Below are 22,200 nucleotides of genomic sequence, written 5' to 3' on the forward strand. Positions count from 1 at the left end.
GCGCAGGCGGTCACGGTAGGTCGATCGCCACGTAGGTGAGGTCGAGGTATTCAAGGACACCCTCGTGCGACCCCTCCTTGCCGATCCCGGACTGCTTCACGCCTCCGAACGGAGCTGACGGGTCCGATATCAGGCCACGGTTGATGCCGAGCATCCCCGTCTCCAGCCCCTCGGCGAACCGGAGCGCCCGCTGGAGGTCACGGGTGAAGATGTATCCGGCCAGGCCATGCTCGGTGTCGTTGGCCTTCGCCATCACCTCGTCGTCGGACGTGAACGAGATGATCGGCGCCACCGGGCCGAAGATCTCCGCCTGCAGCATCCGCGCATCTTCGGGCACGTCGACGAGGACGGTAGGCGGGTAGAAGTGGCCCGGCCCATCCGGGCGCTCGCCGCCCACCAGGAGCCGGGCGCCGCGATCGACCGCGTCGGCGACGAGCTCGTCGATCTTGGCGACCGAGGCCTCGTCGATCAACGCCCCGACGTCCACGCCGTCGTCGAGACCATGGCCCACCGCAAGCGCGCCCATCCGCTCGGCGAAGCGCGCCGTGAACTCCTCGCGCACCGGCTCCTCGACGTAGATCCGGTTGGCCGCGATGCAGGACTCCCCGATGTTGCGCATCTTGGCCACCATGGCACCGTCGAGCGCGACGTCCAGGTCAGCGTCGGCACACACGATCAAGGCCGCGTTCCCGCCCAGTTCCATTGAGGTACGCAGCACGTTGTCCGCAGCCTGTCGTAGCAGCACGCGCCCGACCTCGGTCGACCCGGTGAACGAGAGCTTGCGGGTCCGACTGTCGGCCAGCAGTGCCGAGACCACCGCGCCGGCGCGCTTGGTGGTCACCACGTTGACGACGCCCGGGGGAACGCCGACCTCCTCCATGATGCGGGCCAGGAACAGCATGGTGAGTGGCGTCTGGGCCGCTGGCTTGGTGATCGTCGTGCAGCCCGCGGCCAGCGCAGGAGCGATCTTGCGGGCACCCATGGCCAACGGAAAGTTCCAGGGCGTCACGAAGACGCACGGTCCGACCGGCTTCGGCACGGTGAGGATGCGATATCCACCTGCCGGAGCGGTGCTGTAGCGCCCCTCGACACGTACCGCCTCCTCAGCGAACCATCGGAAGAACTCGGCGCCGTAGGCCACCTCTCCCCGAGCCTCGGCGAGCGGCTTGCCCATCTCGAGCGTTATCAGCCGGGCGACCTCCTCGGATCGCTCGGTCAGTGCCCGGTACGTCGCGGTCAACAACTCCGACCGTTTCCGCGGCGGGGTGGCCGCCCACTCCGTCATTGCCTTGCTCGCCGCGTCCAGAGCGGCGAGCCCGTCGACGACGTCGGCGTCCGCAACCTCGGCGATGGTCTTGCCGGTGGCCGGGTCCTCGACGGCAAAGGTGGCTCCGCTTGCCGCGTCGCGCCAGGCGTCGCCGATCCGGAGCCGCCGGTGCTCGGGGGCCAGGACGTTCGTCGGGTCACTCATCGCGTCGCCTCCTGTGATCTTCGTGGTGATGTCCGGCGTGCCTCAGCGATGGCCACGGCCGTCCCACCGCCGTCAGGCCGTGCGCACTGGTGACGGTCCGACGCTCGATTGCCCCGTACGGGCGCATGTTGCCGTCGCCGCCCGGCGCGGTTACCGCCCCGCCTCGGACAGCGACAGCCCGGTGCCCGCATCGAACAGGTGCGCACGATCCAGGTCGACAGTGACAAGCAGCCGCTCGCCCGGCGTACCGGTGACGGTGGGTCGTGCCTTGACCTTGAGGATCTCCGTCCCCACTCGGACGTCGACCACTGTCCGGTCACCGAGCGGTTCAAGCCCGTAGAGCTCACCCGACAACGACGCGTTCCCACGCTGCTCGACGGACAGGTCCTCCGCGCGCAGGCCCAGCATCAGCGCACGACCGTCCTCGGCCGTGGCCCAGCGGGGCCTCGGGAGCGTCCACCCTTCAGCGCCGACCAGACGATCACCCTCGGCGTGGCAGGCGAGCAGGCTGATCGGCGGGCTCCCGACGAATCCTGCGACCCACTGGTTGGCTGGACGCTCGTACACCTCGGTCGGCGTTCCGACCTGTTGCACCTTCCCCTCCTTGAGGACCGCGACCTGGTCGGCCATGGACAGGGCCTCGACCTGGTCGTTGGTCACGTAGACGAAGGTCGCTCCGAGGCTCCGGTGGATGCGGGTGAGCTCGGTGCGCATCTCGACGCGGAGCTTGAGGTCGAGGTTCGTCAGCGGCTCGTCCATGAGAAACGCGCGCGGGCGACGGACCAGCGCCCGGGCCAGGGCGACACGCTGCATCTCACCGCCCGACAACTGCGCGGGACGACGCTGCAGCAGACGTTCGATGTGCAGCAGGCTCGACATCTGCTCGACGGCAGCGGCGATCTCGCTTGGAGAACAGCGGCGTGCCCGCAGCGGTGAGGCGATGTTCTCGTACACCGTGTGTCGCGGGTAGAGGGCGTAGCTCTGGAAGACCATGGCCAGGTCGCGTGCGGCCGGGGCGTCACCGGTCGCGTCCCTGCCGTCCAGATGCACCGACCCGGCGTCAAGCCTGTCAAGGCCGGCTATCGCTCGCAGGGTCGTCGTCTTCCCTGCCCCGGAGGGCCCGAGCACGACGAAGAACGAGCCGTCCGGCACGTCCAGCGTCACCCCGTCCAGGGCTTGGACTTTTCCGAAGGACTTGCGCAGCCCGTGCACTGCCACGGTTCCCATCAGGCCACCAGCTCTTCCGTGCTCACGTCGTAGACCGCCGGGGTCCCGCCGGTGTGCCGCAACCCGACAGTTGCGTCAGCGGCGAAACGGACAGTCGGTGGCATCCGAACCCGGACGTCGCGCTGGCCGCTGTGGTCGACCACGTAGATGATTTCGTCGCCCAGCCACTCCGCCGAGACCACGCGGGCCGGGACCGAACGTTCCGCCCCTGGTGCGGTGACTTCCAGCGCCTCCGGCCGGACGCCTGCGACCAGGCGACGGTCGCGCGGCAGGCCTGACGGTGGCGTGAGGACCAGTCCGCCCTGACCGCGCAGCTTCCCGTCGGCAACCTCCACGTCGATGAGGTTCATCGGCGGTGAACCGATGAATGCGGCGCAGAAAAGACTCGCCGGACGGTCGTAGACCTCCAACGGTGTGCCGATCTGCTCGACGCGGCCCTTGTTGAGGATGGCGATTCGGTGACCGAGCGACATCGCCTCGACCTGGTCGTGGGTGACGTAGACCATCGTCGCCCCCAGTTCCCCCTGCAGGTGCTTGATCTCCGTGCGCATGTCCGCTCTCAACTCGGCGTCCAGATTGGTGAGAGGTTCGTCCATGAGGAAAGCGCGCGGTCGTCGCACCAGGGCGCGAGCAAGCGCGACGCGCTGCTGCTCCCCGCCGGACAGCTGGCGCGGTCGCCGGTCCAGGAGCGGACCAAGCCGCATCAGCCGGGCGGCCTCTTCAACCCGTTTGTGCACCTCGGGCTTGGGCAGTCCCTCGGCCCGCAGTGGGAACGCCAGGTTGTCGCGGGTTTTCAGATGCGGGTAGAGAGCGTAGAACTGGAACACCATGGCGATGTCGCGCTCGGCGGGCGGCAGGTCGTTGACCAGTGTGTCGCCGATGCGGATGTCGCCCGTCGTCTGCCTCTCCAGGCCGGCTATGGCCCGCAGCGTGGTCGTCTTGCCGCAACCCGAGGGGCCGAGCATCACGAACAGCTCGCCGTCGTCGATGGACAGGTCCACGTGGTCGACCGCGACCGTCCCGTCCGGGTAGCGCTTGTGCAGGGCGGTCACCTCGATGCCCGCCATCAGCGTCGCACCGCCCCGAGCGTCACACCGGCGATGAGGTGCCTGCGCACGAGGTACGCGAAGACGAGCACCGGTAGGGCGAACACCACGGAGGCGGCGGCGACGAGACCCCAGTCCGTGGTGGTGCCGCCGATGAGGCCGGCGATGGCGGGTGGGGCCGTGCGGACATCGTCGCTGGAGGTGAGGAAGGTGGCGAACACGAATTCGTTCCACGAGAAGATGAGTGCGAAGACCGCCGTCGCGGCGATGCCGGGCACGAGCAGGGGGAGGGTGAATCGCCGGAACGCCTGCAAACGGGTGTAGCCGTCGAGCATGGCGGCATCCTCGTACTCAGCGGGCACCTCGTCGACGAACCCCTTCATCATCCAGATCGTGAACGGGACGTTGAAAGCGCTGTAGATGAGGATCAAGCCGAGCTTGTTGTCGATGAGTCCGACTTGGCGGTACATGAGGAAGATCGGGATCACGACCACCACGGGCGGCATGAAGCGCGTGGACAGGATGAAGAACAGTTGGTCCTTCTTGGCCTTGACGGCGAAGCGTGAGTAGGCCCAGGCCGCCGGGACCCCCAGCACGGTGGCCAGCACCGTGGAAGCTCCGGCGACCACGACGGAGTTGAGGAACGAGACGGACAAGGCCGAGCGACCGCCGTCGGGGGCGAAGAACACGTCCTTGTAATGGGCCAGAGTGACAGTGAAGTCGAAGAACTTGGCCGGGATGGCGTAGACGTCCCGGTTTTCCTTGATGGACGTCTCGATCATCCACAGCACCGGAAAGAGCATCACGACGGCCAGCACGGTCAGCAGCGTGACCTCCAGCGCGGGGCGGCCCCGTCCGCCCAGGCGGCGCGCGGGGGGCGTGTGATCCCGGGCAGGACCTGTGGACACGGCCTCGTCGACGGAGACGGCCATCAGCCCTCCTTGAGCTTGTTCAGGTAGCGCAGGTAGAACTGCGTGAGGACGATGACGACGAGGACCATGAGGATCCCGTACGCCGAAGCGGTTCCGGTGTTGAAGCCCAGGAACGCGACCTTGTAGATGTGGAACGACAACGTCTCGGTGGAGACACCCGGCCCTCCGTTGGTGAGGATGTAGACGAGGTCGAACAGCCGGAATGCCTCGATGGCCCTGAACATCACGGCAATGAGAAGCAGTGGCCATACCAGTGGAAGAGTGATGGTGCGGAACCGGAACCACTCGGACGCCCGGTCGATCGAGGCGGCCTCGTAGAGGTATTTGGGAACCGCGGTGAGGCCCGCAAGCGCGATGAGCATGATGAACGGCGTCCATTGCCAGGTGTCGACCACGATCAGGGAGAGCAGTGCTGTTCGCTGCCGGGTGAGCCACTCCACCTGCCCCAGGCCGAGCGAGCCGAGCATGCTGTTGACCACACCGAACTGCGCGTCGAGCATGAATCGCCAGAACAGCCCGACCACGACCGGCGACAGCATCATCGGAACCAGGAACAGAGTGGTCAGCACTCCTCGCCCATGCGTGCGTCGTGAGATGAGGTAGGCGATGCCGAATCCGAGCACGGTCTGCAGGCCGACCGCGCCGACCACGTAGATCAACGTCGTCAAGGCACGCGTGTGGACCTGCGCCGACGTCAGGATGGCGGTGTAGTTCCCGAACCCGATGAAATTGGCGGGCCCTCCGCGAGTGGCCGAGTAGTCGGTGAAGGACAGATACAACGCCCACAGCAACGGGAACACCGACATGGCGAGCAACAGCAGCATCGCGGGGGAGATGAAGGTAACGGCGAGCCAGCGGTCGCTCAACCGGCGGGACCGACCCGGTGCAGGTGGCGTCGCGGACGCCACCTGCCCGGGGTGATCGGTCTTCAGAGGGACGGCGTCGCTCACAGTCCGCCGCCGCCCTTGCGGCTGCTCGAGTCGAGCACGCTCTGCTGCTCCTTGGCGATGTCGTCGAGCGCATCCTTCGGCTTCTTCGCGCCGTTGAGAGCCGCGTTCACGTTGGTGTTCTCAATGTCGACGAGGCGCGCGTACTCGGGCACGTTCCACATGTCCCGCATCCGCGGAACCGAGTCGGTGTACACCTGGTTGAACGGCCCGGCATTGAGGAACTCGGGTGACTCCAGGGCATCCGTACGCGATGGCACGCCACCCGCCGCGGCCCACTTCTTCTGGATGTCAGCCCGCTCGAACCACTTCATGAAGTTCAGGGCCTCCGCCTGGTTTGCCGCGGAGGAGTAGGCCGACACGTGCATCCCCATACCGCCGAGCGGCACCAGGTTCGTCTTCTGGCTCGGCAGGGTGGCAAACCCCAGCTTGTCGAGAATCTGCTCCCGCGTGGTGCCGAGCGTCGACTGCTTCGGATCGAGCAGGCCGCCACTCGCGGCGATCCAGTTGAACGCGATGCAGGCCTTGCCCTGGGCGACCGCCGCGTTCACCTCGTCGATGAACCAGTTGCCGGAGCCCTTGGCGGTCAGCGGCTTCATCTTGTTGACCAGGACGTCCATCGCCTCCTGGCCCGCAGCGTCGTTGAGGACGCCCTCGATCTTGCGGTTCTTGGGGTCCCAGAGGTTGCCGCCGTAGACGCCGTTGACCGTGTTGTAGGTGACGGCTGCGGCGTCGGAGCCGTTGGCCTGGTGGAAAGCCAGCCCGCTGACACCAGGGTTGTCCGCCTGGCACCTCTCGGCGGCTGAGATCATCTGGTCCCAGGTCTGCGGTGGCTTGTCGCCGATCAGGTCCTTGCGGTAGATCATCGTCCAGGTGTCGCCGAGCAGCGGCAGTCCGTACAGGCTGGCGTTCTCGTCGCGCTTGCCGGTCTCTGCCTGGGGGAACTGGCCATACGCCGCCAGGAGGTACGGGTTGTAGGCCGTGACGTCGATGTTGTTCTTGACGAAGTCGGTGAGGTCGAGGATGTTGCCGTTCGTCACGGCCTCGCCGATGTGTTGCGAGTCCAGGATCGCGATGTCGAAGTCGGTCTTGCGCGCGGCGAACTGGGTGAACATCGCGTCGTGCCAGTTGGCGTTCGGCACGGTGTTGACCTTGATAGTCGCGTTCGGCCGCTCTTTCTTGTACTCCGCGTTCGCGAAGGCTTCCAGTGCCTGGGCGGGCGGCCAGTCGAACCAGATGAAGCTGAGGTTCAGCGGGTCCTTGGTGAGCTCCGGGATGGTCGCCGGCGCCTTGGGGGCGCTCGTCTTCCCGCCGTCGTCCTTGTCATCGCCGCAAGCCGTCACGGTCGTGGCCACCAGCAGCATGGCCGCCGTCGCCAGCCGCACCTTTCGGCCGGGAGCGGACATTCTTCCTATTCGCTTCGGATGGCGCATTTTTATGCCTGCTTTCTGGGTGGGGACTTCTAGAACCTCGCTATGTGCTTCGCCGAGCAGTTGCTGGGTTGTGCAGGGGTGTTGCCGGGCTGTCGCGGGGGCCGACCCGCGGACCGGCGTCACGAGTGCGCCGCGATGTACTGGGTCGTCATGCTGTCGAACAGTCCTTCGGCCCATTTACGGCCCGGTGACGAACCGAGCAGGACGTCGAACATGCCTAGGGGAGCTTCAGGTGATCGAAGTAGAGCGATGGCTGGCGGCCCCGCCATGGGTGCGGGATGGCGGGCATCCGACACCTTTCCTATACGATCCGAGTGGGGGCGTCAGCATCCCGCAGCGCTGCGATCGATGTCAACAGCTTCCCGAAGACGCAAGGAAGGACCTCACGCCACGATGGACGACGAAGCGATGACCGCGCGGGGCCGTAGGGCCGTGACGGGCGGAATGCCGCCGGGAAGATCTGGTGGCCGGCTCGCCGACGAGGTGTACGACACGCTGCTCGGGCAGCTGATGTCGCTACGGATCGAGCCTGGCTCCCGCGTCACGATCGACGTCCTCGCGCGAGAGCTGGGAGTCTCGCAGACGCCGATCCGAGACGCTCTGAACCGCATGGAGGCCGAGGGCCTGGTCGTACGTGTTCCTCATGCCGGCTACCGCATTCCTCCCCAGATCACCCGTCACCGATTCGAGGACATGCTCGAGGTCCGGCTGCTCCTCGAACCGGCGGCGGCGCGCAGGTCCGCGGAACGCGCTTCCTCGGAGCAGGTGGCCGGTCTGCGACGAATGCTGGAGGAGATGGCGGAGCTGGAGGGGGGCAACGAGCCGATGGCCTACGGCGCCTTCGGGCTACGCGACGCCGCTTTTCACGATCTCGTCGCCCTGAGCGCGGAGAACCAGGTCATCCGTGAAGCGCTCGCTCGCCTGCACAGCCACGTGCACCTCTTCCGGCTTCACCACGACACCCAGGTCACTCACCTGGCCATGGCCGAGCATGAGGACATTGTGGCCGCGATCGCCGCGCGTGACCCGGACGCAGCCGCCTACGCGATGCGTCGGCACATCCTGCGGTCCGGCGAGCGTTTCCGACGATTGTTCGACGAGGTCGAGGGCGCGGAAGGAGTGGCGGTAGAGGCTTGACGGGCACGCTGGGCCGAGGAATGCTAACTCAATCCTGATCGGATCGGATTGGATTGGATCCACCTCACCCGCCCCCAGATGCGAGGAGAAGCAGGTGCCCAGAGCGCTGCTCCTGACCGGCGACGCCGCCGAGGAGCTCGACACCATGTACCCCTACTATCGCGTGCAGGAGGGCGGCTGGGACGTTGACGTCTCGTCACGGACGATGCGTGACGTGCAACTGGTCATCCACGAGTTCGACCCCAACTCCGACGCCTACGTGGAGAAGAACGGCCGGAAGCTGCCGGTCGACGTGCCCTGGGCCGAGGTCGACGTCGAGCGCTATGACGCCCTGATCATCCCCGGGGGACGTGCCCCCGAGTGGATCCGGGTCGACGCCGACGTCAGGCGCATCACCGAGCACTTCTTCGCGCGCAACCTCCCCATCGCGCTGGTGTGCCACGGCGCGCAGGTACCAGCGGTGTACGGGCTGCTGAAGGGTCGAAAGACGGCGTGCTTCCCCCCGATCACCGGTGACATGGAAAACGCGGGCGCGACGGTCATCGACGCTCCCGACGTCGTGGACGGCAACCTCGTCTCCTGCCGGGGATGGCCCGACATGCCGCAATTCGGCAGGGCGATGATGGAGGTCTTCTCGAAGTCCGTCAGCCCCGCATCGGCATGAGCGCACCCGCCCTGCCCCGGTGACGGCACTTCGGACCGTCACAGTCGACGGCTCACCCGTCCACGTCCTGGAGAGCGGCACCGGGCCCGCGGTGCTGATGCTGCACGGCTCCGGACCCGGCACGACCGGGTCCGGCGCCTGGGCAACGACGGCGCAGGCGCTGGGCACGTCCTGGCACCTGGTGGCTCCTGACCAGGCGGGCTTCGGCCGCACGCCTGTCCCGGCGGGCTCCAGGGGTGGGCTCCGGCTGTGGACGGAGCAGGCCGCGGGCCTGATGGATGCTCTCGGGTTCGAGCACTACGCCGTGGTGGGTCACTCCATGGGCGGCGCCGTGGCGCTGGCGTTGGCGGCCGCGCGCCCCCAGCAGGTCACCCGTGTCGTGGCGGTCTCGACGATGGGCGCCCCGGGGCGCCGCTGTCCGCTGAGCTCGACGCGATCTGGGCCGCCCCCGCAGACCCGGTCGGGGCACGAGACATGCTGAGTCGCCTCGTCCTCGACCAAGCGCTCGTGACCGATTCGGCCGTCGATGCCCGTGCGTCTGCGATGCGAGCGGGGGCGGCCGCATTCGCGTCGTTGTTCCCTCCACCCAGGGCACGATGGGTCGACGAGCTCACCCTCTCGGCGCAAACACTGGCAGCGGTGCGCGCACCCGTGCTGCTCGTACACGGCGCCGAGGATCGAGTCACTCCACTTGAGACGGCGGCCCAGCCCCTGCTCGCACACCTGGCCGATGTCCGTCTGCACGTGCTCGGCCGATGCGGGCACGTGCCGGCGATCGAGCACCCGCACGAGTTCAGGCAACTGCTGTCGTGCTTCCTCGGCCGGGACCGAGATCACTGATTGCTGCGGCAGGTCGCGGCCCGTGCTCAAGCAGATCAGCATGAAGCAGACGTGATCCGCGCAGAAGCTGACGCCCTCCCCGAGACCCGAACCCTGCGGCTTTCAACTGGCTGAGCGCTCGGCGGTGGCACGTCGACGCCGGGTCCGCCGTAGGCCGCGTGATGGCGTGAGCAAATCCGCACACCGCATCATCCGCTGCCTGCACCATCCAGGGCCCCAAGCGCCGGCGGTCGTAGTGCAGCGCGTCGGCAGGATTCCTTAACTCGGCCCGCTTTTGCTGTCAGCTACCTGGGCAGACGTGCTTGAGCCTGCCGCTGGCCACCGGACTACTCAGGAGTTCCTGCTAGCGACGGGGTCGCTAAATAGCCCGGCTGTCGCACAGTTCGGCGTGCGGAGCGGTGACTGGCGGCGGGCCGGGTGGTTACTTTTTGGTCCTTTTAGATCACTGATCGCTGTGTTCCCAGTTCGCGCAGAATTGTCGAGGTCTCGATGAGCTGGACAACCGGGGTCCCGCCGGAGGAAAACAGCCGGCAATTCTGACGACTTGGCTGGCGGAGTTGACGGGCCATTTTGCCAACGCTATGTTCCGTGACGCTGTACATCTGTCCCTTGCTGCTATACACCGAATGTCATCGATGACGGCGGCCGAGGAGCACCTGCACAGCTGGACCTTTCGGCCCTGTTGAAGCTCCGGAAGGTCAACCACCACGACTGAGAGGCAAGCGAATGTCGAACCAGAGCCCCGCGCCGGGTCACGTGCCTGCGCCGCCCCCGCAGAAGAAGAGGATGTCGACAGGGCTGAAGATCTTCCTGATCATCGCCGGCCTGTCGGTAATCCTGTGTGGCGGCGGCTTGGTCGCGTGCACCGCCCTGGTCGGCAAGGCGGCGAGCGACGTCAGTAAGGATCAGGAGGCCAAGGCGGGGCACGTCGCGCTGAAGACGTGCGAGATCGACTCGGCCGACAGCGACCTCCTGCCGAACGTGAAGTTTGACCTGGAGGTGAACAACTCCAGCGAGAACCAGAACACCTACTTCATCGACGTCTTCGTGTACGACGCCAAGGGCACCCGGGTCGGCAACACCAGCAGCATGGTGTCCGACGTACGGCCGGGCCAGAAGGCCGTCGAGGAGGGATCAATCCTGCTGAGCCAGAAGGTCTCAGGCAAGATTACTTGCAAGGTCGACAAGGTGTCCTGATACAGCTGCGCTGATCGCGCTCGCCGGGCTCACGTTCGGCGGGTGCGCTCGGCGGCGGTGACGCGAAACAGGAGTCGCCGGCGCCGTCGATCGGGCGTGATGTCGGTTCGCGGCGGCGATGTTGGTGACTCCGGTCAGGCGCAGGGCACGGATCGCGGCGTTGCGTAACGTGGCCATGAGCTCGGGTCCGGTGCCGGTGCGGATCTGGCTGCGGTCTTCGTCGTAGGTGACGTCGCGTACCCAGTGGATTTTGTTCTCGATTGACCAATGCCCGCGGATCCAGCTGGCCAGTTGTGCCGGTTTTGCCTGGTGGACTCGAAGAGGTCGGTGACGGCGTAGACGGTCTCGGTGGTGAAGCGTTTCGGCTGGTCGAGGCGGCGTCTGCGGCGGCGAATCTGGATGGCTTGGGTGGCGTGCGGGAAGTCGATGCCGGTGGAGATCGTCAGGATCTTCAGGCTGCGGATCTCGCGGCGGCCGTGTCCGGGGCGATCAGTGTCTGGCTCGCTGGTCGGGTCGCCGACCTCACCTGGCACGTGGATCAGGCAGACAGGCGAGCGCTTCGGGTAGCCCCCCAGATGTGTCGGCAACGGTCAGAGCCGGTGCGCAGGACAGGGACGAGATCAGCGATTATGGCAGCGGGGGCATGACTCACTTCGGGCGATCAGCATGGCGTAGAGAACCTTGATGATCTTCTGAGACGCCCCGGCTCGCGATGGCGGGCCACGCGCGCGACGTCCTCGCGGAACTCCTTGGGCCGGTGACCGTGCGTGGACAAGTCGGCTCAGAGGCACGAGGCCAATCAGACCATGGGTCACACGCATGGCCACCAGACCACAACCCAGCACAGTCAGGCTGCGGCAGCGATCCGCACTGTCAGCCCAGGATCGCTCGGATGACCGCGGTGTTCCCGTCCAGTTCCAGCAGGTGTACGACCCACCCTCCCGGTTTGGGCTCGGCTCCGGGTTGGTCGCATCCGACTCGACCGCCGCCGTCGGCGTGTATCGCCACACTGCACCCGGGGCCTGCCATGAAGCCGCCACCGCCGCCCCTGCCATTGGCGTCGGTCAGCCGCACCCTGACACCGCCATCCTCCACGGAGGACGACACCGTCCACCTGTCGAGCGGGAATTTGACCGAACCGGAGAAGGACACTGTGCAGTCGCCGTCGGCACACGCCTTGTACTTGGTGCCGCCCCCACTCGGCGCCTGCGTCCTCTGTACCGCTCTGGGCTCCTGTGCCGCGTCCGCGGTGGGGGAGGAAGATGCGGAAGCTTCGGCATCACGGGGACCTGGGGAGGAAGCAGCGCGGGAGGCGGTCGCGGTAGCGGCGGTGTCCGGGCTCGACCACGTGGCACCGGAGGACGATTCCGCCTTGGAATGGCAGCCGGCTACGGCCAAGACCAGCAGTAACGCCCCGATCGCTGTGCGTTTGGCGGAGGAAAGTCGGCAATGCTGCATTCGCGGAGTCTAGTGGCCCCATTTTGCCGGAGCCCTGCCCCGCCGGAACTCTGCCTCCCTCGGCCCTCATAACGGCTACCCCATCGGCCGACGCCCAAAAACGCAACGAACGTGGGCGACATGCCAGACAGGTGTCAGTTCAGCGGGCCGGCCACGCCGCGTCGGCGTTCCGCTCGGCGAGCCCGGCTTTGCGGCGTTCACGGAAGCCGAGGTCCGCGTCGGCTTCTCGCGTCAATCGCAGGTCCATCGACCGGCCCCCAGCCGGCTGCTGGGGGCCCTGTTGAGGCAGTTCTGCTACGCGGTGCCGGGCTCGCCCCCGGTGCGCTGAGGCGTCCGACCGTGAGTCACCGCGCTGTCGGTCACGCGCCTGTCGAGGACCGGCGTCGACTCATCCTCGGGCACCTCGACTGGGTCAGCCAGGGGATCCCCGGCCGGCTGCTCGCCGGGCTGAGCCGGCCCCTGCCCCGGCTCACCTCCGCCGATGCCCTCCTGCGGCTGACCGGTCGACCCGTCACCCGCCGACTCGTCCGGGACGGTGGGCTCGACTACCGGATCGATCGGTCGGCCCGGCTCGTCGCCACCCCCGTTGGCAGGCGCCTCATCCTCGGGCACGTCGGCACCGGGCGCCTCGTCGCCGGGCGCGCCACCCGGAACCTGGCCGCCGGGCTCACCGTCGGTCGGCGGCTGGTCAACCGGCGCCTCGTCGCTGGGACCGGTGGCCGGCGGTGGAGTTGGCTCGGTCGTTGGTCCGGTGGCGGGCGGGGGTGGGGTCGCCGGCGGTGGAGTTGGTCCGGTGGCGGGCGGGGGTGGGGACGCCGGAGGTGGAGCGGGCGTCGTCGACGGCTCGGCCGGAGTCGCCGCCGGACCTTCCTGGGCTGGCGTCAGCACCATCCCATCCCCGCCCTGACCCTGCACGACGTCGACCGGGGTCGTCGTAGGGATCGGCAGCGACTCATCGCCGACGAGAATCCGAGCCGCCGTCTTGCGAATAATCTCGTCCACATGGGCCATCTCGCGGGCGTTCGACTCTCCCCGGCCTGGGGCGGGCAGCAGCCCCATCTTGAAGGCGACCTCGGAGATGTCCGCAGGCAGGGTGACGTCCTCACTCAGCCGCTCGGCCCATCGCTGTAGCCGGTCCCGATCACTGCCATACATCAGCCACCGGTCGCCGACGACGAGATCCGGCAGCAGTGCCTTGTCCGTCGGGCTCGTCTTGACCCAAGCCTGCACGCCACCCTCGGAGGCGAAAACCTTGAGGGTATTGCGGTGCTGCAGGCCGGTCTTGGCGTCGCGGTAGGTAAAGACAAAGGTCAAGGAGTTCGGTCCAACCCACGCCTCGGCGTGCATCACCGTGCCATCCGGCGTTGTGCAGGTAGCCACCAGGTCGGAGTTGTCGGTGCCCTGGCAGTCCCAGGCCGATCCGACCTCCATCCGACTGAACACGGGGTTCTGCCAGGCTTCGGCGGCGGCCACAGGCGCCGACCCCGCGCCTTGGACGAGCGGCACGACGACCACCCCCAGGGCGGCTGCCGCGGCCATCGACGTCAGATGAATTCCGGCACGGCCGACCCTGCTGGCGGCATGCCGGCCACGCTTGGCTCGGCGCTCCTGCCGGTTCAGTTGAGGGACGGCGAGAGGGGTCGTGGAGGGCATCGCGGCCTCGACCCAGTGCCCGACGGCGTCGGGGTGGACGTTAGGCAGCGCTGTTCGAATGGCCTCTGCCATGCCCTCGCGGGTCAGGGCTGGGTCGACGAAAATTACCTGCTCATCGGGCAGGGTCACACACGTCGAACCGGTCTTCAACCGGACGATCTTCAAGGTGCAACCTCGGGGAGGAGGGGAAATAGGACGGGGCGGTGCCGGCGAGCCTTACTTCCTGGACCGGAGATACGCCTGAACAACAGCGGCTACTGCGTCCAGCTCGTGTGGCTCCAGATCTTCGATGTTCGCGATGATCATTTGCTTGGTCGGGTCGTCCGGCAGCGCCCGTTCCCAGACGTGGTAGCCGCACGCTGACTGGGCTGCTCGGGTCACGATCGCCAGGTCCAGGTCCAAGCCGCGGGCGAGACCCTCCAGCGTTCCCGCCTCAGGCATCGCCTTCAGCGGCTTAGTGGCGAGGTTGTAGACCGTCATGTGACTTTTCAGGCCACCACTCTCGGCGATCGCCCGGTAGCTCGGACTGCTCAGCTGCCTCCGGCGTTCTTCGATCAGGTTCGCGAGCGCCATGCCGGCGACCGTCTGATGTGGCATCAAGACCTCTTCGCAGGGGGATGGACGAGGGCTGGGGTCGGGACCGGCGCATACGGCGCGGGTAGTGAACTGTTCATCGGCACTGTACAAGATGTGCCTGACGTTTCCACTCTGAGCCGGTGCAAGCTTGCTGCCGGGCAACGATGGCGGTTATTGCCGAACGAGGATCGAGGCTATTCTCACCTGCCCGCCGGGCGGGAGCGCCCTCGTCCGGCATGCCGGTCATGCCGAGATCCTGCGAGATCTTATCGACGGCGCAGCCGGCCGGTAGCAGGTCGCGACTCGGGGCCGCCCCATCCGGTGCCTACGCAGCATCGTCGAGTGCTCGTAGACCACCAGCTTCCTTACTCGGCCAAGTGACGGTGAGGAACGCGCTGATCTGCCGCCAACCGCGTGTCACCGACAGATGCCGCCTGCCGCTGGGGCGGCCGGACCTGTCGAAGAGTGGATCCCGTGGTTCATGAAGCCAACCTCCCTGACGGCATAGCCCGTTGTTCGCGGTCAGCGTGACGAGCGGGGTGGCGGCCCCAGGGCCGAATCGTGAAGGGTGTGGTCATGAACGCCGCCTACGTTCTTGTGCACAGTCCATCGGTCGGGCCCCTCACCTGGGCGTCGACAGCGCAGACACTCGAAGACTCGGGCGCGGTGGCCATCGTGCCGTCACTCCTGGGCGTCGCGGATGCGCGTCCGCCGTTCTGGCGGTCCGTCGCCGAGAAGGTCAGAGCCGCGATCGGCCGGCTACCGCCGGACCAACCCGTCGTCATCGTGGCGCACAGCAACGCTGGCCTCTTCGTGCCGGTGATCGTGGAAGCAAGCTCCCGACGGATCGTCGGCTGTTTGTTCGTCGATGCGGCGCTGCCGTCACCCGCCGGACCGACGCCTGTCGCGCCACCTGAGCTGTTGGAGTTTCTACGCCCGAAGGTGACCGACGGTCGGCTTCCGCAATGGACGGCGTGGTGGGACGAGTCCGACGTCGCGCCGATGTTCGCGGACGCGCAGACGCGCAGAGCTGTGTCGGCCGAACAGCCCCGGCTGCCGCTGAGCTACTACGAGGAACTCGTGCCCACCCCGGCCGGCTGGGACGACCGGCCGTGCGGCTACCTGCTGTTCGGTCCACCGTACGAGCCGGTCGCCACCGATGCGAGGCAGCGGGGCTGGGCCGTCGACCACGTTCCAGGCAGGCATCTGCACCAGCTGGTGGACCCACGCGCTGTAACGGACCGCATCATGGCGATGACCGGTGACTGGCGATCCTCGACGTCCTGAGTCCCGACCTGATCCGACGCACTGATCTGCCGCTGACGGCGGGCCTCGACTGACGACGTCGCCGGGCCTACCCGAGCAGCGTGGCCGCCGCGGCCAGGGTGGCCAGCGACAGCGTCGTGGTCACCACCACCGCCCGGTTGGTCACCGTCTCGCCGACGCCGTACTCCTGGCTGTAGATGAATGTGTTCTGCGCTGTCGGCAGGCCCGCGCACACCACCACGGCGAGCAACTGCGGCGCGGACAGGTGCAGGGCCAGCCCGGCCGCGTACGCGATGACCGGCTGTGCGACGAGCTTCAGCGCGGTGATCATGGCCAGCTCGCCCGGCTTGGCCGGCTCGGCCCGCGACGGTGACGTGCGGTGCAGCGACGCGCCGAGCGCGACCAGGGCGGTTGGCACCGCGGCGCCCGACAGCAGGGTGAGCGGCGCGCTGGCCGCCGACGGCAGGTGCAGGCCGGTCGCCGAGCACGCGACACCGAGCAGCGACGCCAGGATCACGGGGTTGCGTACCGGCAGGGAGGCGAGACGGCGGGCCCGTACCCGCCCGGCCGGGTCGCTGTGCCGGTCCAGGGCGACCAGGATCACGGGCGTCACCACCAGCAACTGCAGCAGCACCACCTCCGCCAGGAACGACACACTGCCGAGAACCTGCGTTGCGATGGGGATGCCGAGGTTCGCCGAGTTTACGTACCCGGCGGCCATGCCCCAGATCGGTCGTTCGCCGGGCTTGCGACCGAACAGCCAGCTCGCGCCGACCCAGCCGAACCCGACGACCGCGGCCGTGCTCACCCCAAAGGCGAGCAGCGGGCGGCCGGCGAACCCGGAGAGCGGCATCTGGGACAGGGCCAGGAACAGGGCGGACGGCATCGCGAGTTGGAACACGAACCGGCCGAGCACCGCCGCCGCCGCCTCGCCCAGCAGGCCCCAACGACAGGCCGCGTAGCCGACCGCGGTAAGGATCCAGATCGGTACGAACGCCGACACCAAGCTCATCCGGGCGTCACCGGCGGCGGGCGTCGCGCCGGCTCAAGGACTGGCGGGCGTACGAGCCGAGAGACCCGGCGACGATCTCCACCTGGGCGAGGATGTCATCGAGCTGCGCAGGGTGAGACCGCTTCCGTGACACTCCACCGCGTTTTCGCCGGTCATCAGATACATCGACGCGTCCAAGGTACGTACCAAGCCGCCGGGCAGCCGGGGTCGTCCACGTGTACGTCGATCGGGAGGCCACGCGTTCAGCCTCGCATCCCGTCCGGACCGGGCAAACATCCCGCTCATCCACAACTTCACGCGGTCATCCCCAACGTGTGCATCTGCCGCGTACCGCGCTGCATCGAGCGTGATGCCCAGGGGGTGCTGCAGCTCGCGCCCGGCGGTCGGCGGGGTCTCGGGACGGGGGATGAGACATCGCCGTGGAATGCTCTGGTGTGGTCTGGCTCATCCGCCGCGCCGTACGAAGCCGGCCACCGAGGCCGGCAGTTCATCCTGCGGCATGTCCTCGCACCCGGGACGGACGAAATCGAACAGGAGCACAACGCGGTCACTGGTGCCGTAGTTCCACGCCTCATGCGTGACGGTGTCGTCGAAGACGAAGGTTTCACCCTCGCGCCACTGTCGAGTCTCGTCGCCCACTCGCAGCGCGCAGTCCTGCGGCACGACGAGTCCGAGATGCGCGCGGTAAACGGTGGTAACCCATCCCTGATGGGGCTTGATGTGGGTGCCAGGAGCCATCCGAGAGAACCCAGCGGTCGTCAGGTGAGGGATCTTCGTCAACGCGGAGGCAGTGTTCGGGCATGCTTCGAGCGCCTCCTCGATCCGTTCCCCGAAGGCGACAAGTCCATAGACGCTCCAGCCCTGGCCGTACATCTCGCGTTGGACCCACGGCTGGTAGGTCTCAAGCGAGAGAGCAAGGCATTCATCTCGAATGGCATCCCACCGTGCCCGAAGGTCGGCCAGGAAAGGGAACTGCCGCTGGTCCACGAACATGAGAAACCATGATGCACCAATGTCGGGTGGTGTGGGGTACGACGCCGCACGACCCGACTCCAACGATCATGCCAACCATCAGTCGAGCGGGATACCAGGCCGTGTTCCGAACCGGGACACCCAGGCGATGGTCGGACGGCCCTGCGGCCGCCCGACCATCGTCCTGCTTTCAGGCAGTCAACTGCCGGCTCACATCGGCTGAGTCGTGCAGGTTGGTCATCTGCACGAAACGGCCGTCGTTGACCTTGTAGATCGCGTACTCGACGATCTCGAACGACTTTCCGGTCGGAGCGACGCCGAGCCACTCCTTCACCGGGGTGCCGGTGTTGACCACACGCGCGGCGATGCGGTCGCGGTCGAACAGCAGTTCCTGAACCCCCCAGTGCATGTCCGGAACGGCGTTGACGATGGACCGCATGTCGGCGAGGACATCGGCCCTCGTCCCCGGCTCGCCGTTCAGCATGACCTCGTCGGCGATGAACTCGTCCATCCGGTCGAGCTCATGGGCGTTGAGTGTCGCGATGTACCGCAGATACCAGTCACGCATGTCGCTGTCGGTCACTGCAATCATTCCTTCGTTCAGTAGGTGATCCGGCCCTGGCGGTTGTGGTACTCACCGGTGGGACCGTCGGGGCCGATCAGGGCCAGGGCGACAGTGGCGTCGGTGCCTTCGGTGACGGTCTGGTGCCCCTTGTGACTGTTGAGGTCGGTGGCGGTGTAGCCGGGGTCGGAGGCGTTGATCCGCATTCCTGGCAGGTTCTTGGCGTACTGAATGGTGAGCGCGAGCACCGCGGCCTTCGAGCTGGCGTACGGAATCATGTATCCGTTGAAGGAGTCGTCCTCGGGGTCCAGCAGGGCGCGGGGGAATCCGAGTCCGGAGGCGACGTTGACGATCACCGGCGCGGACGACTGCCGCAACAGGGGCAGGGCGGCCTGTGTGACCCGAACGACGCCGTAGACGTTGGTCTCGAAGGCCACGCGCATCGCGTCGACGTCCAGGTCGTCGAGGCCCCACGACGGTCCCACGACGGCCGCGTTGTTGATCAATACGTCGAGGGTTCGCAGCGACCCGATCGCCTTGTCGACGCTGTCCTGGTCGGTGACGTCGAGCTGAACCGCGATGGCTCCGAGGTCGCGGGCGGCATCGCCGGAGGCCAGGTCACGCATGCCGGCGTAGACGGTGTGGCCGGCGGCGATCAGGCGGCGGGTGGTTTCCAGACCGAGGCCCTTGTTGGCTCCGGTCACCAAAGTTGTGGTCATGCCACCCAATGTGCGCCGCCGCCGGACCGACCGGCAGGCCCTGTTCGACGGTGGGACCAGCAGTACCACCCACTGCGCCGGATGCCGGGCATCATGGATGACGTGGATGAGTTCGCGCAGGTCCTTCGAGCATGGCGGGACCGGGTACGCCCGGCGGATGTGGGCCTGCCCCCGGGCCTGGGTCGTCGCGCTCCCGGGCTGCGTCGTGAGGAGTTGGCTCTGCTCGCCGGGGTGAGCGTGGACTACATCGTCCGCCTTGAGCAGGGCCGGGCCCGTCACCCCTCGCCGCAGCTGCTGGCCTCGCTGGCCCGGGCGCTGCGCTTGAACGACCTGGAACGCGACCACCTGTTCCGGGTCGCGGGCGCGGCCGTACCGCCGGCCGGATTCGTGCCCCGACAGGTGACTCCGAGCGCGCAGCGGATGGTGGACCGGTTCCGCAACGCCCCGGTGGCTGTGGCGGTGCATACCGCGATCGGTGAACTGGTGCTGTGGAATCCACTCTGGGCGGCCCTGTTCGGTGACCCGTCCAGCCTGACCCGGCTGGAGCGCAATGTCACCTGGATGTACTTCGCGGGTTCTATCCCGGTGACGCACACCCCCGAGGACGACGAGGCGTACGCGCGAGACCTCGTCGGTCACCTGCGTACCGCGGCCGGCCGCTACCCCGACGATCCGGACATCCCCCAGCTGGTCGATCGTCTGCTCAAGGCTTCCCCTGACTTCGCCCGGCGCTGGAAGGCCGGGACGGTCGGGGAACTACGCACCAGCCGCAAAACTTTGCACACGGAGCTGGTGGGGGACATCATCGTGGACTGCGACACGTTCACCGGCGGCCCCGGCGACCAGACGATAGTGATGATGACGGCGGTGCCGGACTCCGAGGACGAGCAGAAGCTCGACCTTCTTCGCGTCATCGGGCTCCAGCAGCTTCAGCGGCGGCCGGGTTAGGACCCACGTCGTGCCCGAATCACAGCGGAGATGAGGGCGCCGGCACCGACGTGCTGTGGCAGCGCGGGCAACGGTCTGTTCATCGATATGACTAGCATCCCCTCATGATCCAAGAGTTGATCAAGGGCGCGGCCGCGGAGAACGACGACGCGATCGAGGAGCTGTGCGTGATAGCGGATGCTGATCCCGGGAGGCTGACTCCGTACCTGGGCCCACTGCTCGATGTCGATGTGCTGTGGCCAGCGAAGTTGTATCGGGCGGCGGAGGCCGACGTGGTCCGCCGAGTCATCGAGCGGATCGACGGCGGCCGGACGCCGGACTGCCTGAATCAGCTGCTCGTCATCCTGGCGCACACTGCTCACCCGCTCGCCGAGAGCGCCATGCGTCGCTGGTCGACGCAGCCGCCGGCCGGTGCGGACGAGCTGTACGTCAGTGCGATGAGCTATGCGCTCGAGGGCGGCTGGACGGCCGAACCGGACGGCCGCAGCCGAGACCTGTGCGGCAGCATCGCGTACCGGTGGGTCATGCGCGAAATACCGCGACGCGCGGATGGTCGCATCTGTCCATGGTGCGCGTCGCCGCTGTGGATTGCGGCGGACCTGGACACCGCGGACCCTGGTGTCGGCGCCGCGCTGGCACATACGGGCTGGTCCGGCCGACTGGTGATCGAGACCTGTCATTTCTGCGCCTGCTATACGACTCTGTACAGCCAGGTCACGTCGGCCGGCGCCACCACCTGGTGGGCCGGTAACACCCGCCCGAGCTACCTCGGTTCATCCGATCCCGAGGACCCGCCGGCGCTGGCGCCGGTCCTGGGCCCGGCACGGCCGAGTCCCTATCAGGCCAGTGCCTGGAACCGGGGCGGGTCGACGCTGGGCGGCCGACCCGAATGGATCCAGGACGCCGAGCACGCCGACTGCCCGGGCTGCGGCCAGCCGATGGACTATGTGGGTTTGATCGGCGGCGCTGATCTGGACGACTACGGCGAGGGCGCCTACTACCTGCACCTGCACCAGCCGTGCGGGTTCGCCGCGGTGAACTACCAGCAGAGCTGACTGCCATATGTGTTCCGCCGGTATCTTGCGGCACCGGGTACGGGAGACTGGCGGGACTTTTTCTCGCCCGGGTCATCTGATGCGTCCGTCGGCGGGGCGCGCCCTCGCCGACGGACCTCAACGGAAAGCTGGAGCCTACGGTTTGCGGGCGAGGAGCCCGACAAAGGTGTGATAGGTGTCGGTCTGCACCGCCGCCGGTGCGTCCGGCTCTGGGCGCCACTCGGCCAGCGGCACCAGCCCCGGCTCCAGCACGGTCAGCCCATCGGCGAACGAGAGGATCTCCTCGTCGGTGCGCCAGCGGCCGGTGCCCAGCGACTCGTTGAAGATCCGCTCGACCTCGCGGGCCTTGCGGGAGCCCTCCGGGTCTCGCTCGCCCGGGTCGCGGAAGTGCGAGATCGCCACGTAGCTGCCGGAGGGCAGTGCGTCGATCAACGCGGCCGCCACCGCTCGCGGGTCCTCGTCGTCGCCGAGGTGGTGCAGGATCGCGAAGAGCAGCAACCCGATCGGCCGGTCGAAGTCGAGGAACCGACGTACGTCCGGGTGGTTGAGGATCGCGTCCGGCTCCCGGATGTCCGCCTGGATCACCGTCGCGGTGCCCTCCGCGGCGAGCAGGGCCCGTCCGTGTGTCAGGACGATCGGGTCATTGTCCACATACACCACCTGAGCCTTCGGGTTCTGCTCGGTGGCGACCTCGTGCACGTTGCCCTGGGTGGGCAGCCCCGATCCAATGTCGAGGAACTGGTCGATGCCCGCCTCGGTGACAAGGAAGCGGATCACCCGACGCAGAAAGGCCCGGTTCGCCTGGCCGGCTGCCGGCCCGTCCGGTGTGATCCGCAGGGCGTGCTCGGCGACCTTTCGGTCGACCTCGAAGTTGTCCTTGCCCCCCAGGAAGAAGTCATAGACCCGCGCCACGCTGGGAATGTTGGGGTCGATGCCGGGGGGTGCCGCCTTGTCGCGGGTCACAGGCGTCTCCATTCGATGGGGATGGCGCAGGCTGAGGTCTGCGGGCGGTGCCGGCATTGCGGCGAGTGTAGCGATCGGGAGGGTTGAATTCCGCCCCGCCTGGTATCGCTCCCAGCGATCGT

Annotated in this window: 22 protein-coding genes; 8 read left to right on the forward strand and 14 right to left on the reverse strand. The window is 67.5% G+C overall.

Annotated features, from left to right (window positions below):
- Positions 1-10: 10 nt before the first annotated feature.
- The 6 genes from AC3CF1_RS32080 to AC3CF1_RS32105 form a co-directional block, all read right to left on the reverse strand.
- Entirely contained in the window at positions 11-1,471 is a 1,461-nt protein-coding gene (locus tag AC3CF1_RS32080; RefSeq protein WP_354982722.1) for an NAD-dependent succinate-semialdehyde dehydrogenase, read from the reverse strand.
- 150 nt (positions 1,472-1,621) lie between these two features.
- Positions 1,622-2,698 (reverse strand): ABC transporter ATP-binding protein, encoded by a 1,077-nt coding sequence (locus tag AC3CF1_RS32085; protein ID WP_488451950.1) that lies wholly within the window; start codon positions 2,696-2,698, stop codon positions 1,622-1,624.
- Positions 2,698-3,765 (reverse strand): ABC transporter ATP-binding protein, encoded by a 1,068-nt coding sequence (locus AC3CF1_RS32090; protein WP_088947634.1) that lies wholly within the window; start codon positions 3,763-3,765, stop codon positions 2,698-2,700. Before AC3CF1_RS32090 ends, AC3CF1_RS32085 begins: the two co-directional genes overlap by 1 nt.
- Positions 3,765-4,676 (reverse strand): carbohydrate ABC transporter permease, encoded by a 912-nt coding sequence (locus AC3CF1_RS32095; protein WP_488451951.1) that lies wholly within the window; start codon positions 4,674-4,676, stop codon positions 3,765-3,767. Before AC3CF1_RS32095 ends, AC3CF1_RS32090 begins: the two co-directional genes overlap by 1 nt.
- Complete coding sequence (locus tag AC3CF1_RS32100; RefSeq protein ID WP_225854939.1) at positions 4,676-5,542, reverse strand: carbohydrate ABC transporter permease; 867 nt, start codon at positions 5,540-5,542, stop codon at positions 4,676-4,678. Before AC3CF1_RS32100 ends, AC3CF1_RS32095 begins: the two co-directional genes overlap by 1 nt.
- Before the next feature lie 80 nt (positions 5,543-5,622).
- Complete coding sequence (locus AC3CF1_RS32105) at positions 5,623-7,008, reverse strand: extracellular solute-binding protein (protein ID WP_488451952.1); 1,386 nt, start codon at positions 7,006-7,008, stop codon at positions 5,623-5,625.
- A 441-nt stretch (positions 7,009-7,449) separates the two neighbouring features.
- Between AC3CF1_RS32105 and AC3CF1_RS32110 the strand changes: the two genes are divergently transcribed.
- The 5 genes from AC3CF1_RS32110 to AC3CF1_RS32130 all read left to right on the forward strand — a co-directional run bounded on the left by AC3CF1_RS32110 (position 7,450) and on the right by AC3CF1_RS32130 (position 10,894).
- Positions 7,450-8,193, forward strand: a complete 744-nt coding sequence (locus AC3CF1_RS32110; protein WP_088947638.1) for a GntR family transcriptional regulator — start codon at positions 7,450-7,452, stop codon at positions 8,191-8,193.
- A gap of 94 nt (positions 8,194-8,287) precedes the next feature.
- On the forward strand, positions 8,288-8,857 hold the full coding sequence (locus AC3CF1_RS32115) for a DJ-1/PfpI family protein (RefSeq protein WP_088947639.1): 570 nt from the start codon (positions 8,288-8,290) through the stop codon (positions 8,855-8,857).
- Between the two features lie 19 nt (positions 8,858-8,876).
- Complete coding sequence (locus AC3CF1_RS32120; protein ID WP_488451953.1) at positions 8,877-9,338, forward strand: alpha/beta fold hydrolase; 462 nt, start codon at positions 8,877-8,879, stop codon at positions 9,336-9,338.
- Positions 9,339-9,496: 158 nt separating this feature from the next.
- The gene (locus AC3CF1_RS32125; protein ID WP_488451954.1) at positions 9,497-9,697 is read left to right on the forward strand and encodes an alpha/beta fold hydrolase; all 201 of its coding nucleotides are present in this window, start codon (positions 9,497-9,499) and stop codon (positions 9,695-9,697) included.
- 726 nt (positions 9,698-10,423) lie between these two features.
- Positions 10,424-10,894, forward strand: coding sequence for an FxLYD domain-containing protein (locus AC3CF1_RS32130; RefSeq protein WP_328849845.1), 471 nt, complete (start codon positions 10,424-10,426; stop codon positions 10,892-10,894).
- Positions 10,895-11,028: 134 nt separating this feature from the next.
- Here AC3CF1_RS32130 and AC3CF1_RS32135 read toward each other — a convergent pair whose 3' ends face one another.
- From AC3CF1_RS32135 to AC3CF1_RS32145, 3 genes are all read right to left on the reverse strand, one after another.
- Positions 11,029-11,427 carry a hypothetical protein gene (locus AC3CF1_RS32135; RefSeq protein WP_488451955.1) on the reverse strand — a complete coding sequence of 133 codons (399 nt, stop codon included), beginning with the start codon at positions 11,425-11,427 and terminating at the stop codon, positions 11,029-11,031.
- A 1,219-nt stretch (positions 11,428-12,646) separates the two neighbouring features.
- Positions 12,647-14,170 (reverse strand): hypothetical protein, encoded by a 1,524-nt coding sequence (locus tag AC3CF1_RS32140; protein WP_488451956.1) that lies wholly within the window; start codon positions 14,168-14,170, stop codon positions 12,647-12,649.
- Between the two features lie 51 nt (positions 14,171-14,221).
- Complete coding sequence (locus tag AC3CF1_RS32145; RefSeq protein WP_488451957.1) at positions 14,222-14,602, reverse strand: hypothetical protein; 381 nt, start codon at positions 14,600-14,602, stop codon at positions 14,222-14,224.
- A 555-nt stretch (positions 14,603-15,157) separates the two neighbouring features.
- Here AC3CF1_RS32145 and AC3CF1_RS32150 point away from each other — a divergent pair.
- Positions 15,158-15,868, forward strand: coding sequence for an alpha/beta hydrolase (locus AC3CF1_RS32150; protein ID WP_488451958.1), 711 nt, complete (start codon positions 15,158-15,160; stop codon positions 15,866-15,868).
- 67 nt (positions 15,869-15,935) lie between these two features.
- Here the strand turns inward: AC3CF1_RS32150 and AC3CF1_RS32155 are convergent, their stop codons facing one another.
- From AC3CF1_RS32155 to AC3CF1_RS32170, 4 genes are all read right to left on the reverse strand, one after another.
- Complete coding sequence (locus AC3CF1_RS32155) at positions 15,936-16,859, reverse strand: AEC family transporter (RefSeq protein WP_488451959.1); 924 nt, start codon at positions 16,857-16,859, stop codon at positions 15,936-15,938.
- Positions 16,860-17,303: 444 nt separating this feature from the next.
- The gene (locus tag AC3CF1_RS32160; protein WP_488451960.1) at positions 17,304-17,852 is read right to left on the reverse strand and encodes an aspartyl/asparaginyl beta-hydroxylase domain-containing protein; all 549 of its coding nucleotides are present in this window, start codon (positions 17,850-17,852) and stop codon (positions 17,304-17,306) included.
- 169 nt (positions 17,853-18,021) lie between these two features.
- On the reverse strand, positions 18,022-18,414 hold the full coding sequence (locus AC3CF1_RS32165) for an ester cyclase (protein ID WP_488451961.1): 393 nt from the start codon (positions 18,412-18,414) through the stop codon (positions 18,022-18,024).
- Positions 18,415-18,431: 17 nt separating this feature from the next.
- Complete coding sequence (locus AC3CF1_RS32170; RefSeq protein WP_488451962.1) at positions 18,432-19,112, reverse strand: SDR family NAD(P)-dependent oxidoreductase; 681 nt, start codon at positions 19,110-19,112, stop codon at positions 18,432-18,434.
- A 102-nt stretch (positions 19,113-19,214) separates the two neighbouring features.
- On the opposite strand from AC3CF1_RS32170, the gene AC3CF1_RS32175 reads away from it, so the two are divergent.
- A complete protein-coding gene (locus tag AC3CF1_RS32175) occupies positions 19,215-20,060 on the forward strand; it encodes a helix-turn-helix transcriptional regulator (protein ID WP_488451963.1) in 846 nt (281 codons plus the stop codon).
- A 116-nt stretch (positions 20,061-20,176) separates the two neighbouring features.
- Complete coding sequence (locus AC3CF1_RS32180) at positions 20,177-21,115, forward strand: hypothetical protein (RefSeq protein ID WP_488451964.1); 939 nt, start codon at positions 20,177-20,179, stop codon at positions 21,113-21,115.
- Between the two features lie 135 nt (positions 21,116-21,250).
- On the opposite strand, the gene AC3CF1_RS32185 is transcribed toward AC3CF1_RS32180, so the two are convergent.
- Positions 21,251-22,078: an SAM-dependent methyltransferase gene (locus AC3CF1_RS32185; RefSeq protein ID WP_088947647.1), complete on the reverse strand. Its 828-nt coding sequence runs from the start codon at positions 22,076-22,078 to the stop codon at positions 21,251-21,253.
- Positions 22,079-22,200: the final 122 nt, after the last annotated feature.

This window comes from Micromonospora sp. MGP-C2, from assembly GCF_057766525.1.